At 66.0% G+C, this 15,585-nt stretch carries 20 protein-coding genes and 1 other RNA gene; 12 read left to right on the top strand and 9 right to left on the bottom strand.

Annotated elements, in window-relative coordinates:
- Positions 1-86: 86 nt before the first annotated feature.
- The gene (locus ACSYAO_RS08300) at positions 87-1,004 is read right to left on the bottom strand and encodes a LysR family transcriptional regulator (RefSeq protein ID WP_005409237.1); all 918 of its coding nucleotides are present in this window, start codon (positions 1,002-1,004) and stop codon (positions 87-89) included.
- A 97-nt stretch (positions 1,005-1,101) separates the two neighbouring features.
- Between ACSYAO_RS08300 and ACSYAO_RS08295 the strand changes: the two genes are divergently transcribed.
- On the top strand, positions 1,102-2,367 hold the full coding sequence (locus ACSYAO_RS08295) for an SGNH/GDSL hydrolase family protein (protein WP_076739239.1): 1,266 nt from the start codon (positions 1,102-1,104) through the stop codon (positions 2,365-2,367).
- A 75-nt stretch (positions 2,368-2,442) separates the two neighbouring features.
- Here ACSYAO_RS08295 and fur read toward each other — a convergent pair whose 3' ends face one another.
- On the bottom strand, positions 2,443-2,850 hold the full coding sequence (gene fur, locus ACSYAO_RS08290) for a ferric iron uptake transcriptional regulator (protein ID WP_005409235.1): 408 nt from the start codon (positions 2,848-2,850) through the stop codon (positions 2,443-2,445).
- Between the two features lie 103 nt (positions 2,851-2,953).
- Between fur and ACSYAO_RS08285 the strand changes: the two genes are divergently transcribed.
- The gene (locus ACSYAO_RS08285) at positions 2,954-3,346 is read left to right on the top strand and encodes an outer membrane protein assembly factor BamE (RefSeq protein WP_005409234.1); all 393 of its coding nucleotides are present in this window, start codon (positions 2,954-2,956) and stop codon (positions 3,344-3,346) included.
- 36 nt (positions 3,347-3,382) lie between these two features.
- Here ACSYAO_RS08285 and ACSYAO_RS08280 read toward each other — a convergent pair whose 3' ends face one another.
- Together ACSYAO_RS08280 and ACSYAO_RS08275 are read right to left on the bottom strand one after the other, a co-directional pair.
- Positions 3,383-3,640 (bottom strand): RnfH family protein, encoded by a 258-nt coding sequence (locus ACSYAO_RS08280; RefSeq protein WP_005413005.1) that lies wholly within the window; start codon positions 3,638-3,640, stop codon positions 3,383-3,385.
- Positions 3,641-3,643: 3 nt separating this feature from the next.
- Entirely contained in the window at positions 3,644-4,069 is a 426-nt protein-coding gene (locus ACSYAO_RS08275) for a type II toxin-antitoxin system RatA family toxin (protein ID WP_005409232.1), read from the bottom strand.
- Between the two features lie 57 nt (positions 4,070-4,126).
- On the opposite strand from ACSYAO_RS08275, the gene smpB reads away from it, so the two are divergent.
- A complete protein-coding gene (gene smpB / locus ACSYAO_RS08270) occupies positions 4,127-4,630 on the top strand; it encodes an SsrA-binding protein SmpB (RefSeq protein WP_005409231.1) in 504 nt (167 codons plus the stop codon).
- Positions 4,631-4,755: 125 nt separating this feature from the next.
- Here smpB and ACSYAO_RS08265 read toward each other — a convergent pair whose 3' ends face one another.
- Positions 4,756-5,328 carry a hypothetical protein gene (locus tag ACSYAO_RS08265; RefSeq protein WP_005409230.1) on the bottom strand — a complete coding sequence of 191 codons (573 nt, stop codon included), beginning with the start codon at positions 5,326-5,328 and terminating at the stop codon, positions 4,756-4,758.
- A gap of 219 nt (positions 5,329-5,547) precedes the next feature.
- Between ACSYAO_RS08265 and ssrA the strand changes: the two genes are divergently transcribed.
- Together ssrA and ACSYAO_RS08255 are read left to right on the top strand one after the other, a co-directional pair.
- Positions 5,548-5,901: a transfer-messenger RNA gene (gene ssrA, locus ACSYAO_RS08260) on the top strand.
- Positions 5,902-6,055: 154 nt separating this feature from the next.
- Positions 6,056-6,538 carry a hypothetical protein gene (locus ACSYAO_RS08255; protein ID WP_076739248.1) on the top strand — a complete coding sequence of 161 codons (483 nt, stop codon included), beginning with the start codon at positions 6,056-6,058 and terminating at the stop codon, positions 6,536-6,538.
- Positions 6,539-6,551: 13 nt separating this feature from the next.
- Here ACSYAO_RS08255 and ACSYAO_RS08250 read toward each other — a convergent pair whose 3' ends face one another.
- Positions 6,552-7,013: a methyltransferase family protein gene (locus tag ACSYAO_RS08250; protein ID WP_024956434.1), complete on the bottom strand. Its 462-nt coding sequence runs from the start codon at positions 7,011-7,013 to the stop codon at positions 6,552-6,554.
- A gap of 153 nt (positions 7,014-7,166) precedes the next feature.
- On the opposite strand from ACSYAO_RS08250, the gene ACSYAO_RS08245 reads away from it, so the two are divergent.
- The 6 genes from ACSYAO_RS08245 (at position 7,167) to ACSYAO_RS08220 (ending at position 12,564) form a co-directional block, all read left to right on the top strand.
- Positions 7,167-9,188: an esterase/lipase family protein gene (locus ACSYAO_RS08245; RefSeq protein ID WP_076739249.1), complete on the top strand. Its 2,022-nt coding sequence runs from the start codon at positions 7,167-7,169 to the stop codon at positions 9,186-9,188.
- 84 nt (positions 9,189-9,272) lie between these two features.
- On the top strand, positions 9,273-10,145 hold the full coding sequence (gene hchA / locus ACSYAO_RS08240; protein ID WP_059034103.1) for a glyoxalase III HchA: 873 nt from the start codon (positions 9,273-9,275) through the stop codon (positions 10,143-10,145).
- 5 nt (positions 10,146-10,150) lie between these two features.
- The gene (locus tag ACSYAO_RS08235; protein ID WP_076739250.1) at positions 10,151-10,855 is read left to right on the top strand and encodes a PA1136 family autoinducer-binding transcriptional regulator; all 705 of its coding nucleotides are present in this window, start codon (positions 10,151-10,153) and stop codon (positions 10,853-10,855) included.
- 87 nt (positions 10,856-10,942) lie between these two features.
- Positions 10,943-11,176 carry a hypothetical protein gene (locus ACSYAO_RS08230; RefSeq protein ID WP_006433851.1) on the top strand — a complete coding sequence of 78 codons (234 nt, stop codon included), beginning with the start codon at positions 10,943-10,945 and terminating at the stop codon, positions 11,174-11,176.
- A 134-nt stretch (positions 11,177-11,310) separates the two neighbouring features.
- Complete coding sequence (locus ACSYAO_RS08225; protein WP_005409117.1) at positions 11,311-11,553, top strand: hypothetical protein; 243 nt, start codon at positions 11,311-11,313, stop codon at positions 11,551-11,553.
- Positions 11,554-11,709: 156 nt separating this feature from the next.
- Positions 11,710-12,564, top strand: coding sequence for an endonuclease/exonuclease/phosphatase family protein (locus tag ACSYAO_RS08220; protein WP_076739251.1), 855 nt, complete (start codon positions 11,710-11,712; stop codon positions 12,562-12,564).
- A gap of 19 nt (positions 12,565-12,583) precedes the next feature.
- Here the strand turns inward: ACSYAO_RS08220 and ACSYAO_RS08215 are convergent, their stop codons facing one another.
- A complete protein-coding gene (locus ACSYAO_RS08215) occupies positions 12,584-12,847 on the bottom strand; it encodes a hypothetical protein (protein ID WP_005409115.1) in 264 nt (87 codons plus the stop codon).
- A 139-nt stretch (positions 12,848-12,986) separates the two neighbouring features.
- On the opposite strand from ACSYAO_RS08215, the gene ACSYAO_RS08210 reads away from it, so the two are divergent.
- Positions 12,987-13,364 carry a VOC family protein gene (locus ACSYAO_RS08210; RefSeq protein ID WP_076739252.1) on the top strand — a complete coding sequence of 126 codons (378 nt, stop codon included), beginning with the start codon at positions 12,987-12,989 and terminating at the stop codon, positions 13,362-13,364.
- 41 nt (positions 13,365-13,405) lie between these two features.
- Here the strand turns inward: ACSYAO_RS08210 and ACSYAO_RS08205 are convergent, their stop codons facing one another.
- Together ACSYAO_RS08205 and ACSYAO_RS08200 are read right to left on the bottom strand one after the other, a co-directional pair.
- A complete protein-coding gene (locus ACSYAO_RS08205) occupies positions 13,406-14,827 on the bottom strand; it encodes an efflux transporter outer membrane subunit (protein WP_076739253.1) in 1,422 nt (473 codons plus the stop codon).
- A complete protein-coding gene (locus ACSYAO_RS08200) occupies positions 14,821-15,558 on the bottom strand; it encodes an SDR family oxidoreductase (protein ID WP_005409112.1) in 738 nt (245 codons plus the stop codon). Before ACSYAO_RS08200 ends, ACSYAO_RS08205 begins: the two co-directional genes overlap by 7 nt.
- Positions 15,559-15,585: the final 27 nt, after the last annotated feature.

Below are 15,585 nucleotides of genomic sequence, written 5' to 3'. Positions count from 1 at the left end.
CCGGCTTCCGCACGGTAGTGCCGGCCGCTGGCCGGCAACCGATGCGAGGGGTCGAAGATCGCGAGGTTGCCGGCCGGCGGCCGGCACTACCCCCGTGGCTGCGTCAGGTCGACGTTCTCCACCAGGAAATCAAGAAACGCGCGCACCCGCAGCGGCAGGTAGCCGCCCTGCCCCAGGAACACCGCGTGCACCTCTTCCAGGTCACCGGGGTTGGCCTCTTCCAGCACCGGCAGCAGGCGCCCGGCGGCAATATCCTGCTGCACCTGGAATGCTGCCAGCCGCGCCATGCCCAACCCACCCAGCACCAGCTGGCGCAGCGCATCGCCGTTGCTGGCGCGCGCGTTGCCACTGGGCAGCAGCATGCGTTCGCGCCCGTCCTGCAGCAGCGGCCAGCCCTGCATCGCGCGCGCATGGCCGATATCCAGCCGGTTGTGCGACTGCAGCTCCTCGGCAGTGCGTGGCAGCCCGTGCCGCTGCGCGTAGGCCGGTGCAGCCACGATCATCATCCGCGTCGCGCCCAGCCGCCGCGCCACCAGGCTCGAGCTCTTCAGCGGACCGGCCCGCACCGCCACGTCGGTGCGCTGCTCCAGCAGGTCGATCACCTCGTCGTTGAGGGTCAGGTCCACGCCTACCTGCGGATTGCGCTGCAGGAACGCCGGCAGCAACGGCAACAGGAAATGCTGGCCGAACGGCACGTTGGAATTGACCCGCAGGCGTCCACGCGGCTCGGCGTGAGCACTGGCACAGCGCTCGGCCTCGTCCAGGTCGGCCAGCACGCGCAGGCCGCGCTCGTAGAACGCGCAGCCCTCGGGAGTCAGCTGCAGCTGGCGGGTGGAACGCTGCAGCAGGCGCGTCCCCAGCCGTTGTTCCAGCCTCGCCACCAGCTTGCTGACCGCCGACGGGGTCATCTCCAACGTTCGGGCGGCTGCGGAAAAGCCCCCGGTCTCGATCACCCGCACGAACACTTCCAGTTCGCCGGATCGGTTGATGTCGGAGCGCGCCATGGCAATGAATCCAGTTCACAGATGATTGTCCATGCGCAGTCTAGTTCACAGATGAGTACGGAATCACCATGGCCTTCCCTCCACCCGGGATTGCCCGATGAATCGTTTCAGCCAGCTCGTCACAACCGCATTGATCGGCCTGTCCAGTGCCGCCAGCGCCGCCCCTGCGCCGCACTGGGTCGCCAGCTGGCAGGCCAGCCCGCAACCGGTCTGGGGCCCGGAATTCCTGTTTCCGACCCTGGTCCCAGCCGCACTGCAGGACCAGACCTTCCGCCAGACGGCACGTATCAGCCTGGGCGGGTCTCGGCTGCGGGTGCGGCTGAGCAATGCCTACGGCACTCAACCACTGCGGATCGGGGCGGCGAGCGTGGCCGCCCGGGCGGGGGACACCCCGCAGCCGCTCAGTTTCGAAGGCCAGCCCGGAGTGCTGATCGGCCCCGGGCAGGAACGGCTGAGCGATCCGCTGCCACTGGCCACGGCTGACCGGCAGGCGCTGCAGGTCAGCGTCTTCGTGCCGGGACCGATGCCGGTACAGACGTTCCATTGGGAGGGCAGGCAGACCAGTTGGATTGCGCCTGGCGACCAGAGCCAGGCCCAGACACTGAACGGGGCCAGCAGCACCACGGCCCGCCTGTTCCTGGCCGGCATCGAGGTCGAGGCGCCGACCAGCGCACGCAGCGTGGTGGTGATCGGCGATTCGATCACCGACGGCGCCACCGCCAGCCTCGACCAGGACCAGCGCTGGACCGACCATCTGGCCGCGCGTTTGGCACCGCGGGGCATCGCCGTGGTCAATGCCGGCATCTCCGGTGGCCGCCTCTTGCACGACGGCATGGGGGAATCCGCGCCGGCGCGCTTCCAACGCGATGTGCTGGATCAGCCTGGCGTGTCCAGCGTGATCGTGCTGATCGGCATCAACGACATCAGCTGGCCCGGCACCGCCTTCGCCCGCAAGCAGGCGCGGCCCGCGCTTGCCGAGCTGCAGGCAGGCTACCGCGCCCTGGCCGAACAGGCCCATCGGCGGGGTCTACGCATCCTCGGCGCCACCCTGATGCCGTTCGCCGGCGCCCTGCCCGGCACGCCGCTGGACGACTACTACCACTCGGACAAGGACGCCCTGCGCCGCCAGCTCAATGCCTGGCTGCGCACCGACGGGCCGTTCGACGCGGTGATCGACCTGGACGCGGCCCTGCGCGATCCGGCCGATCCGTCACGGATGGCCGCTGCCTACGACTCCGGCGATCACCTGCATCCGGGTGATGCGGGGAACCGGGCGATGGCCGAGGCGGTGGATCTGGACGTGCTGCTTGGAGGTCAGGGGTCGGCCGGGGTCGGATCCCTTTGCGCCAGCAAAGGGCTCTGACCCCAGCACGCGACCCGGCAACGAAAAACCCCGGGCAGGCCCGGGGTTTCGTCGCATCTGGCTGGCTGGATCGGCTTACTTGCGCTTCTTGCGCACGTACAGCACCAGCGAGTGCTCTTCCAGTTCGTAGCCGTGGTCGGCTGCGATCTTGCGCTGCAGCTCCTCGATCTCATGGCTCTCGAACTCGATGATCTTGCCGCTGTCCACGTCGACCATGTGGTCGTGGTGGCCGCCACGGTCAAGCTCGTAGACCGCCTGGCCGCCCTCGAAATTGTGCTTGAGCACGAGGCCGGCGGCCTCGAACTGGGTCAGCACCCGGTACACCGTCGCCAGGCCGATCTCGTCGCCATGCTCCAGCAGCTGGCGGTAGATGTCTTCGGCGGTCATGTGGTGCTGGGCATTGCGCTGCTCGAGCAGCGCCAGGATCCGCATCCGCGGATGGGTCACCTTCAGGCCGACTTTACGCAGGTCGTGGGTTTCCATAGGTCTCCGTTCATTGGCGATTTAGCGCCAGCTGCCTCGGATTGGGTCGCGGTGGCACGCCGGGAGTGTATCATCGGTTTGATTTCCCCAACCGCCAGTCCCGATGCGCAATCTCCTGTTGGTCGCCGCCGTCGCCCTGTCCACCACCGGGTGCGGCATCATCTACAAGCAACCCATCTATCAGGGCAACCTGATCCGGGAAGATGCCGTGGCCAAGCTGCAGGTCGGGCAGAGCAAGCAGCAGGTCACCGCGCTGCTGGGCACCCCGTCCATTCCCGATCCGTTCCACGCCCAGCGCTGGGACTACACCTCCAGCCAGCGGGTGAACCGCCTGGGACGTACTGAAGTGAAGAACTTCGTGGTGTTCTTCGAGAATGACACCGTGACCCGTTGGGAAGGCGATTACTTCCCGGGTAACGACAAGGCCCTGGCCCAGCAGACCGTGCGCCAGTTCGGCCGCAACCTGCCGAAGGACAAGAAGAAGAAGGGCCGCTGAGGCCCCCTGCCCGTCCCCACGGACGGGTTGCGGGCATCAACCGCCGAGCGCGCGTCGCCGGCGGTTGTCCTTGGGGTCGGCCAGCAACGGGCGTAGCAGCTCAATGCGGTCACCCTCCAGCAACACCTGCTGCGGGCGCGCCAGTACGCCATGCACGGCCACGGCCGGGCATCGGTCACCGCCTTCCAGCGCGGCGGCGGCAATGGCATCGGCCACGGTCGCGCCCTCGTCCAGCTGCAGCCGGCGCGACAGCACCTGCTGCGGCCAGGCCAGCACCACCTCGACCTCGATCATCGCTCAGGCCTCGTCGGCGACGCGGACGAAATCATTGACCATCCGATCGGCCAGACCCTGGAAGCCGATCGCCAGGGCCGGCCCCAGCAGGCGCGAGCTGGGCTCGAATTCCAGGGTCAGGGTGACCTTGCAGGCGTCCTCGGCCAGCGCATGGAATTCCCAGCGGCCGTGCAACTGCTTGAACGGGCCATCGCGCAGCTGCATGTCGATGCTGTGCGGGCGCTGCAGGGTGTTTTCGGTCTGGAACCAGGTGCTGAACGAACCCAGGCCCAGGTCCAGGCGCGCCACCAGCCGGTCCTCGCCCTGCTCCAGGATCTGGGCAGCCGAGCACCAGCGGAAGCGGCGCGGATAGGCCTGGACATCGTTGACCAGGTCGAACATGCGCGCGGACGAATGTTCGACCAGGGCGCTGCGGCGGATAGTAGGCATGAATACAGGACGTTTCGGCAATCGACCGGGCGGGCCCGAATCGGAGACAATACGGAAATGAGCAAGAACAGCGGCAAGGATAAAGCAAAGAGCGCGACGGCCAACAAGACCATCGCGTTGAACAAGCGTGCCCGCCACGAGTACCACATCGAAGAACGCTTCGAGGCCGGCCTGGCACTGCAGGGCTGGGAGGTGAAGTCGATCCGCGCTGGCCGCGGCAACATCATCGATGCCTACGCCTACGTGAAGCACGGCGAGATCTTCCTGATCGGCGCCCAGATCACCCCGTTGATCCAGGCCTCCACCCACGTGGTGGCCAACGACCGGCGCGAGCGCAAGCTGCTGCTGCACCGGAGCGAGATCGACAAGCTGGTCGGCAAGGTCGAGCGCGATGGCTACACCATCGTGCCCACCGCGATGTACTGGAGCAAGAACAAGATCAAGCTCGAAGTCGCGCTGGCCAAGGGCAAGCAGACCCACGACAAGCGCGATGCCGCCAAGGACCGCGACTGGGCAATCGAGAAGCAGCGCGTGATGCGTCGCGGCAACCGCGACGCGTAAGGCCGCTGCGCATCACCCTGTAAAGCCGAGCCATGCTCGGCTGTCTTGGTCTTCTGTAGAGCCGAGCCATGCTCGGCTTCGGTAAGAAAAGCAGTCGAGCATGGCTCGACGCTACAAAAGGCGGGTCACCCCGCCAGCATGCCCTGCCCGCGCATGCGCGGCGCCAGCGCCGCGTGCATCACCGCCAGGTGCATCACCACCGCCAGTTCCGGCGCGTAGCGGTCATCGCCTTCCCGCCACTGCTGGGCCAGCTGCGCGGCATCATCGGGCAGCAACGACAGCAACTGGGCATCATCCAGCGCATCGGCGGCGCCCTGCAGCTGGCGCGCCAACTGCCGCGACTGCCACACGTGCACGCCAATACTGAGACTGGCCAGCGACATCAGGACCACGGCCAGCCCGTGCTCGAACCACTGCGACAGCACTTCCGGCCCCCACAGCAGGGCCGCCAGTACGGCCAGGCCCGGTAGGCGCCAGCCGAGCCAATGGATGCGACCGCGCTGCGACCAGTGCACCACCACCGCGCTGGCGACCAGTGCCGCCGCGGCCGTGGCCGGCAACTCCGTCACCCAGGTGGCCGCCAGCAGCACCGCCAGCACGGCCCAGACCCAGCCGGGCGGCAACGCGCGCCGCTGATAGTCGGCACCGACCGGCCCGATCAGCTGTCGCAGGCTGCGTTGTTGGCTTGCATCGGTCACCCACAGTCTCCGTGTCTGTCCTGGCTCGGATGGTCGTCGCCAGTGTGTCGCAAATTCGTGCCAATGACGTTACCAATCCGCTATGACGGCGGCTCTACATCGTGTTGTGGATTGCAAAGGTGACTGTTCAGCTGTTTTGCCGTAGCATTGCAACCGTTGGGCAGGCCCTGACCGTGGCAACGCGGGATCGGCCCTGTACCTTGCAGCACTGTAGAAACCGGGGGTGCATTGGTTTCGACGGGGGTTGTGAAGTCGCCTGGCGCATGCCGAGGGGGTAGCTTTCCTCGTAAATCCAGCTGCAAAACTCTAGTTGCCAACGACGACAACTACGCTCTGGCCGCTTAAGGCCTAAGCCTCGAAACCGCTTGTGTCCATGCTCGCGGTGTAGAGTCACTATCATGGAATCGCGCTGGGTGGCTGCCTGTCAGTCCGGCACTAGAACACAACAGGCTGGTTCCCGGATGCGCTTTGCACGCCGTGCTGTTCGGGGACGAGATCCAACGGTGAGCTAAGCATGTAGTGCTGGGGATGGAGTGCCTTCGGACGGCGGTTCAATTCCGCCCACCTCCACCATCTGTATGGCCTGTCGAGGCCGCAAGAAGCCGGATCTCCCGTCAATGGAGTTCCGGCTTTTTTGTGCCTGCACGTCGCGCAGGACGCGTGGCGCATAATCGGGATGACACCTCCACACTGCAGCCCCACCCCGCGACCGCCAGAAGGATCTGCCATGAAAGCTGCTTTCACGATTTCCGTACTCCTTACCGCCCTCGCCGCAACCCCAGCCACGCACGCCGCGGCACCGGCCATCGCGCCCCCCGGCACCGCCACGCTGGAAGCCCTGCTGGCCTGCAAGGCCGGCTCGGACTTCAGCGAGGCCGACGCCATCGATGCACTCCAGGCCGCTGGCCTGGCCAGGAAACCGGGTGGCACCTTCGAGCCGGAGGACAAGCCGGTCGCCCTGCTCGGCGGTACCGTCACCAGTGCCGATGTGAACGTGGCCGAGGGCGAGAAGAGCCTCTTCGTCTACTTGAACGGCGTTGACGCCACGCATCTGGCCAAAGCGTGGTCAGTGAACACGGTCAACGAACACGCCAACACGGAGGAACCTTCATACGTGAAGACCACCGACAAGCGCCACACCCTGCACGTGATCGCAGGCGATGACTACGAAGGCTATTCCGCTGCCGTGAAGTGCCAGATCTCGCGATAACGGGTGAAGCCCGCTACAGCCAACGCCGCACACGTTGGCGGAACATCGGATACACGTCGGGGAAGCGGGCCAGCAACGCCCGCTCTTCCGGCATGATCTGCAACCAGGTGATGTAGAGCACGAACAACGGCACAGCCAGCAACGCGATCGTGTTCTGCAGGTACAACATTGCGCCAGTGAGGATCGTTGCCTGGCCTAGATACATCGGATTGCGCGTGTAACGGTACATGCCGCGCGTGACCAGCGCGCTTGATGCCGAAGGGCGCAGCGGATTGACCGTGGTGCGCGCCCGCTGGAACGCAAGCTTCGGCAGCAGGTTCAGCGCCACACCGATCCCAATCACCCCGCCTGACATCAGCGCCCGCATCGGCAGTGGCAAGACCGCCTCCGGCCACAGTCGGCTCCCAAGCCAGCCGATCCCCGCGCACAGCAGCATCACCAGCGGCGGCGGGATCCGGGTCTCAAGCCACGTCATCGCAGTCCCTGCATAACTCCATTCACCCCAGTGTCACACGGAACCGGCTGAATCGCTTGGATGGCAGCGCCTGAGCGCCCCAAACCGACCGCCCGGTATCTTCCGCTTTGACATGCCGACCGCTAGAGTGGCGCCACCGCGCAGGAGGATCGTATGGCAACCACGGGCTTGGGCTTCATCGGCCGCACGACCCTCATCATCACTGTGCTGCTCACCCTGGGCGGCTGCGCCACGTTGCGCCAGTTCGGGCCGTCGGTGCAGGTGGCCTCGGTCACGCCCGGCCAGTACATCGCGCTCAAGCGCGGTGACATCCTCACTTCCGGCAAGCTCAGCGCGGCGACCACGGAGACCTTGCGGGTGGCCGGCCTCGATGAAGGCGTATGCGCCAAACCGGGCCTGCCCTGCATCGAGGCGATGGAAAGCAGCATCGTGGTGCGCGAGGAGGACAAACGCTCCAGCCTGGCCGAGTTGTGGCTGCAGTATGCGATGACCCTGCCGGCGCCGAAGCGTGAGTACTCGGCATCCGGCCGCGCCAAGAGCGCGATCACCGAGCTGGATGCCGATTTCCAACCGCGCCTGGATGCGTGGATGCAGGTCGCGCGCCAGGCCTATGCCTATCTGTTCTTCACCGAGCGCACTGCCAACCAGCGCGGCTTCGAAGATCGCCAGACCCAGGTGCGCGACTACTACAACCTGGCCGTGCAGGAAGCCTCGGTACAGCTGTACGACGCCTATGCCACGGGCCGCGTGCACGGCCAGGCCAGCCACTTCCAGCTGGGCCGCTGGACCTTCGTACTGGCCCCTTCAGGCGAAGCATCACCGCTGGATACGCGTACCCCTACCGAACTGGTACCGGCGGCCTCGCTGTCGTTCACTGGCACGCTGCGCAGCGTGCATCGCCGCGATGGCTTCGGTGCCGAACTGGTGGCGGTGATGAACGATCCGGCTGGCAGCATGGCCACCCCGCCTTCGGCAGCGACGCCCGCCGCGCAGGCAAGCACATCGGCCGCGCAAAGCTGGAGCGAGATGCCCTCCCCTTCAATGACGGTGCTGCTGCGCTTCTCGGGAAAGAACCTGTGGGAAGTGCTGCACGACGACGAGCCTGAGCTGGAGATCCACGATCCCTACCAGGTCACGGAAGTCACCCTGCATGGCCAACAGGTTCCGCTGGCCGCGAACTTCACCGCCGGCTATGCGTTGTGGCTGGCCCGTTCCAACTTCAGCCACCAGTCGCTGCGCTCGCTGTTCGGTGGCAAGGGCGGCATCGACACGCCGCACCTGTACATGATGCAGCCCTACGATCCGAACCGCCGCGTGCTGCTGATGATCCATGGCCTGGCCAGCAGCCCGGAAGCCTGGGTGAACGTCGCCAACGAACTGATGCGCGACGACGAGATCCGCCAGGACTTCCAGGTCTGGCAGTTCTACTACCCGACCAACATGCCCATCGCGATGAGCCACGATGCGATGCGTCATACACTGTCCGAAGTGCTCAAGCATTTCGACCCCAGCGGCAAGGCGCAGGCTTCGCATGACATGGTGCTGGTCGGGCACAGCATGGGTGGCGTGATCGCGCGGCTGATGATCTCCTCTTCCGGCGATCATCTGGTCGACACCCTGCTGGAGACTGCGCAGATGACGCCGGCACAGCGTGAACTGCTGCGTACCAAGGGCGCACCGGTGCTGACTTTCCTGCCGGAACCGGAAGTATCGCGCGTGGTATTCATCGCCACGCCACACCGCGGCACCGACGTGGCGGGCACCCGCCTGGGCCGCTGGATCGGTCGCCTGGTGCGGTTGCCGCTGACCGTGCTGGAAGACGTCGCCACCATCGCCAACGACGGCCAGATCGACCGCAATGATGGCAAGCACGGTTACCAGATGAACAGCATCCAGAATCTGGACAAGGACGATCCCTTCGTCCGCGCGGTGGCCGACCTGCCGATGTCGCCGAAGGTGCACTACCACTCGATCATCGCGCGCGCCAAGGCCGATGGGCCGCTGGAAAAAACCGACGACGGGCTGGTGCCCTACTGGAGCTCGCACCTGCCGCACGCGGATTCGGAGAAGGTAATCGTATCCGGGCACAGCGTGCAGGAAGCCACGCCGGCCATCGTCGAACTGCGGCGGATCCTGCATGAAGACATGCAGCAGCATTCGCCCATGGTGAAGTAGCTGCTCGCGGCTGAGGGAAAACCCTCATCGCCTGTACGCATCAGCTCTTCTATGCTGGATCCCACCACCCCACTGGAGGTCCGCATGAACACGCAAGAGCCCAGCCGCCAGCCCAGCCCCGACCCGGCCGAGCGCGACGCCTTCTTCCCGTCGCCCTACTCGCTGTCGCAGTTCACATCGCCCAAGAGCAACCTGTCCGGTGCCGACTATCCCGACGCGCGCCGCGATGGCCGCTGGAAGGTGCTGATGATCGCTGCGGACGAACGCTATCTGCCCACTGCCAACGGCCACCTGTTCTCCACCGGCAACCATCCGGTGGAAACCCTGCTGCCGATGTACCACCTGGACAAGGCCGGCTTCGACATCGATGTGGCCACGCTGTCGGGCAACGCCGCCAAGTTCGAGTGGTGGGCGTTCCCGCGTGAGGACACGGAGATCGGTGGACTGTACGAACGTTACGAGTCGCGCTTCCGCCAGCCGCTGCCGTTGGATGAGGTGGTGGCAGGCCTCGATGCCGCATCGGATTATGCCGCCGTGTTCATTCCCGGTGGCCATGGCGCCCTTATCGGACTGCCGCAGAGTCGCGCGGTAAAGGCAGCCCTGCACTGGGCGATGGCCGAGCAACGTCACATCATCACCCTTTGCCACGGCCCGGCCGCATTGTTGGCCGCAGGCGTTGACGAGGCCGATGGTGGTTCGCTGTTCCGCGGCTACCGCATCTGTGCCTTCCCCGATGCGATGGACCGGCAGACGCCGGAGATCGGCTACATGCCCGGGCAGCTGCCGTGGTTCTTCGGTGAGCGCCTGGCGCAGCAGGGCGTGCAGATCGTCAATGACGGCATCGATGGCAGCGTGCTGCAGGATCGCCTGCTGCTGACCGGCGACAGCCCGCTGGCCGGTAATGCGCTGGGCAAGCTGGCCGCACGCACGCTGCTCGACGCACTGGCCGGGCGCTGACCCGGATGAGCGAACTGGTGCAGGCGTTGCTGGAACTGGAACGCGCCCGCTCACTGAGTGCGGTGGGCGCCGTACTACGCAGCATTTCTGCACCGCTCGGCTACGACCGCGTGCTGGTGTTCGCCACCGGCACGGGGTTGGAGCGCGGTACACAGCGCGTGTACTGGATCGAGGGCGACTGGTTCGGCGACGGCGGCAGTACCGACCTCGCGCGCTACCTGCACGCCTGCCCGGTCAATCGGCACGTACTGGACAGTGACGCGCCGTTCTTCTGGAGCAAGCGCCAGGGTGTTCGCGGCGAACGCTATCAGGTGGTGAAGCAGCCACGTGGTGAAGGCCTGCACGGTCTGCAGGTGCCGGTGTTCGGCACCACCGGTCTGGAAGGCGCGATCAGTTTTGCCGGGACAGCGATCGATGCATCGGCCAGCGCGCGCCTGCAGCTGGAAGCTGCTGCAGCTGCAGCATTCCGTGCCGCTCGCCATCTGGCCGAATCGCCTGCCGAGCTTTCGGGAAGCGCACTGAGCAACCGCGAGCGCGAAGTGCTGCGCTGGGTCGCCGCTGGCCGTCGCCAAGCTGAGATCGCGGCCACGCTTGGGCTTTCCACGCGCACCGTGGAGAACCACCTGCGCCACGCGCGGCAACGGCTGGGTGTGGCAACCACCGCGCAGGCAGTGCGTGCTGCCAATCGACGCGGCGAGATCGAGGACTGATCGCGGCGAGGCACTTCCGGCGGTTTGGCTCGCGTGTTACACACGCCATGCGCATGTGCGCGATTGCAGAAAGCAAGGATGATGCTTATGAAACTGCAACTGGCCGCGATGGCCGCGTTGGTGGTGGCAACTGCAACCCTGGCTCCGGTGGCGGACGCCAACACAGGGGTCCCGAGAGAGAATGTTTCCTGTGTGCCAGTGAATGTGGATCGCAACCGCGTCCACCACCACTGCACGGAAACCTACACCGATGAATTCGGCAACGTCTACACCGCCGAATACTGGATTGACGAGTACGGCAACCCTTACCTGCGCGACTGAGCCGGGTGGAGACCGCGTCGGGCCGCCAGCCGGGCCGGCGCGTACGCAGCAGCTGCCGCACGGTCGCCTGATCTACCGGGGGTAGTTGCATGACACCGCGCAGATGCGCGATTGCAGACACAAGGATGATGCCCATGAAACTGCACCTGGCCTCGATGGCCGCACTGATGTTTGCCGTGGGAGCTCTCTCCACGCCGTCCCAGGCCACCGCCGGCGGTGGTGGCGGTGGTCCGGAGAACACGAACTGCGTCCGGGTCAAGATGGGGCCCTATTACCATCAACGTTGCGAAGTGACGTACTTCGACGAGGACGGCACTCCCTACATCCGGGTGTACTGGATTGACCAGAATGGCCAGTGGTACCTGCCTGCCGACTGAGCACCCATGACCTCCTGATCGCGCCCGCGCGATCCGCCGGGCGGCGCTTTCACCGCCCGTCCGGCATCTCCCAGTCGCCCATCCCGGCATACCGCTGCCCCCACCTTCCATGGCATGCTCCATGAAACCGTTTTCATGGAATGGAGGGATTCCACGATGTTGTCGCGTTTCCGTCGCCCCGCGCTGTGTGCGCTGCTGGTGCTTGCTCTGCCTGCCGTCACCTGGGCTGCTGCACCGGCGCCACTGAAAGTAATGTCCTTCAACGTACGCACCCCGGCCGATACCGAACCGGGCAAGCGCTGGCCCGACCGCCGCGATGCCATGGTCAAGGTCATCCTCGATGCGCACCCGGCTGTGATCGGCACCCAGGAACTGGTGAAGGAGCAGGCCGACTACCTGTCCGAACACCTGCCCGGCTACCGCTGGTTCGGCGAAGGCCGCCGTGGTGGCAGCGGTGACGAACACATGGGCGTGTTCTACGACAGCAAGGTGCTGGCCATCGAGGAGTCCGGCAACTTCTGGTTGTCCGATACACCCGACGCACCCGGCAGCATCACCTGGGGCAACCTGTACCCGCGCATGGTCACCTGGGCCCTGTTCCGCCGCCTGGACGATGGCCGTCGCTTCTATTTCATGAATACCCACCTGCCCTACCGCGACGAGGATGAACCGCGCCGGGTGAAGGGTGCCGAGCTGATCGGCAAGCGCGTGGAAGCCCTGCCGGCCGATCTGCCGGTGGTCCTGACGGGTGACTTCAACAGCGAGCCCGGTGGTGACACCTACAAGGCATTCACCCGCCTGCTGCAGGACACCCGTACCCAGGTGAAGGTTCCGCAGGGGCCACGCCTGACCTTCCACGATTTCACCGGCAAGGCCACCGTGCAGCTGGACTGGGTGCTGGTGCGTGGCTTCCATGCACGCAGCTTCCTGACCGATGACCGTCGCATCGACGGCGTGCTGCCGTCGGATCATTTCCCGCTGGTGGTCGAGCTGGACTGGCCGAAGCACTGAACCTGTACGGCAGCCGCAGCTACGGCGGCGGCTGTCGCGACATCAGCCGGTACAGCGCCTGATGCTGGTTGCGTGCCTGGCAGATGCGGGCACCGACCGCCAGAAACACGGAGATGCCGATCAGGCCCAGCCCCAGCATCTGGTCCGGCAGGCGCATGAAGCCGATCGCAGCCGCCATGGTAGCCAACACCATCAGCACTACGACCGCTACCGACAGCCCTGCGCCAGGCGGTCCCGGATCACCAAACAGCATGCGCTGGGTATCACGTTTGTCGTCGCTCATCGCCATCCCTCCCGGAATCTGCGCCACTAGTTACACCGCAGGCCCCGGTTCTGGCAGAGTCAGAAACGTCATGACTGTGACAACGTCCACAGCACGCGACGCGCTACCCTTCCTCCATTCCCGATCTGCGGAGGACGTCATGGCGCACCAGAGCCGTCTGGCCGGATTCATCATCGACTGCCAGGACACGCCCGCTGACGAAGGCGCACGCTTCTGGGCGGCCGCCCTCGGTCTGCAGGCGCAGCCATCGTATGGCGAAGATGGCGCCGAGTACGCCGGCCTGCAGGGCGCACCCGCAGGCCTGAACGTGGAAGTGCAACGTGTCGCTCACCCCTCACGGGTGCACCTGGACATCGAGAGCGACGACATCGATGCCGAGGCAGATCGACTGGAAAAACTCGGCGCGCGCCGGATCGGCTTCGTCAAACGCTGGTGGGTGATGGAAGCACCCACCGGCCATCGCTTCTGCATCGTGCGCATGCGCGAGCGCGACACACCGGCCAATCACTGGCCCTGACAGAAGAAAGGGACGGAAGCCACTGCTTCCGTCCCGTGCGGTTACTGCACCTGCGCCACGCTGGTTTGCTGCGGCGATTGCCCCCAGCCACCCAGCGCCTTGTACACGCCCACCACGCTGACATTGACCTCGGACTCAGCCGCCGCCAACGCATCGTCGGCCGCCAGCTGCGTGCGCTGCGCATCCAGCAGGGTCAGGAAGTCTTCCGAGCCCTCGCGGTAGCGGATCTGCGCCAGCGACTCAGCCCGGCGTGCCGCCTGCGCCTGCTCGACCACGATCGCCAGCCGCGCCTGCTGCTTGGAATAGCGGGTCAGCGCGTTCTCGGTGTCTTCCAGCGCCAGCAGCACGGCCTGCTCATACTGCGCAGCCACACCCTCGGCTTCAGCCTTGCTGGCACGCAGGCGTGCACGCACGGTGCCGAAGTCGAACGCGGCCCAGCTCAGCGACGGCGTCAGCGACCAGGCCTTGTTGTTGCCATTGACCAGGCCACTGGCGTCGCCGCCAAGGAAGCCGACGAAACCGGACAGTGACAGCCGCGGGAACAGGTCCGCAGTGGCCACGCCCACCCGCGCGGTGGCAGCGGCCAGGCGACGCTCGGCCACGCGCACGTCGGCGCGTTGGCGCAGCAGCTCGCGGGTATCGCCCAGCGGCAGCGCCTTGGCAAATGCCGGCACGTCGTGCGGCGCAAGCATGGCGGTCAGCGTTTCCGGACGCTGGCCCAGCAGAACCGCCAGGCGATTGCGCGACTGCGTTTCGGCCACTTCCAGCAGCGGAATATCGGCCTCGATCGCCTTCAGCCGGGCGCGACTGCTCTGCACGTCCAGCTCGCTGCCGGCGCCCAGCTCCCAGCGCGCCTCGGTCAGCTTCTGCGTATCGCGCAGGTTGACCAGGGTGTGCTGGGCCACCGCGATGCGCTTCTGCGTACCGCGCAGCTCGAAGTAGTTGCGTGCCACTTCGGCGGCGACCAGTACCTGCGCATCGGCCAGGTTGGCCTGCTCGGCGTCCAGGTCGGCGCGCGCGGCTTCTGCTGCACGGCGCTTGCGGCCGAACAGATCCAGCTCCCAGCCGGCATCGAAGCCGAGCTGATAGCTTTCACTGAACACCCGCTGCCCACCCAGCTGCGGATCGGGTTGCTTGCGGCGGTCGTAGCTGCCGCCCGCGGTGATGTGCGGGGCCTGGTCGAAGCGGCTTTCGACGAACACCGCGCGGGCCTGGCTGACGCGGGCCACGGCCACGCGCAGGTCCAGGTTGTCCGACAGTGCGCCGTGCACCAGTTCTTCCAGCACCGGATCATCGAACTGCGCCCACCAGCTGGCCACCGGCGAGGTAGTGCTGAACACCGGCTGCTGCGCCCCCTGCAGCACCACCGGTTCCTGCACCGGCGCCTTGTAGTTCGGACCGACGCTGACACAGCCCGCCAGCACCAGGCTGGAGACGGCCATCGCCAACGTGCGGATCACCATGGCAGCACCTCGCCCAGGTAGGTGAAGCTGCCACTGGCACCGGATTCACCGATGAGTGCCATTTCCACGCTGGAACGCGCGCCTTCGCTGATTTCGATCTCGCCGTTGCCGCCGTTCATGTCGGTCTTGACGTAACCCGGATGCACGGTATTGACCTTGATCGGCGTGTTGCGCAGTTCGTAGGCCAGGCTCAGGGTCCAGCTGTTCACCGCGGCCTTGGAGGCGTTGTACGCCGGAATCTTGAAGTCATAGATGCCCGAGGAGGGATCCGCGTGCAGGGTCTGCGAGCCGAGCATGCTGGACACATTGACGATGCGGCCGGACTTGGCCTGCTTGACCAGCGGCAGGAATGCCTGGGTCACCGCCACCAGCGCATACACGTTGGTGTCGAAGGTACGCTTCCAGGTCTCGAGCGATTGCTCCGACGGCGCCTGCGCGGGATTCTCGATCATGATGCCGGCATTGTTGACCAGGATGTCGAGGCGGCCATGGCGCTGGCGCACCTGCTCGACCGCTTCGGCGATGCTGGCCGCGTCGGTCACGTCCAGTTGCAGGGCTTCAACCGGCAGGCCTTCAGCCTGCAGCTTCAGCGCCAGCTCAACGGCGGTCTCACGCTTGCGACCGGCCAGCAGCGTGTGCACGCCCGCCTGGGCCAGCTGGCGCACGGTTTCCAGGCCGATGCCACGGGTGGCGCCGGTGACCAGCGCGATCTTGTTCTGATGGGTATTCATGGATGCATGCCTTGTGAGGGGGAAGCC

This window comes from Stenotrophomonas sp. STK16_22 (assembly GCF_051984505.1).
GTDB lineage: Bacteria > Pseudomonadota > Gammaproteobacteria > Xanthomonadales > Xanthomonadaceae > Stenotrophomonas > Stenotrophomonas maltophilia_A.
Note: the sequence above shows the minus strand (reverse complement) of the source record. Positions and strands in the feature narration are given on the sequence as shown.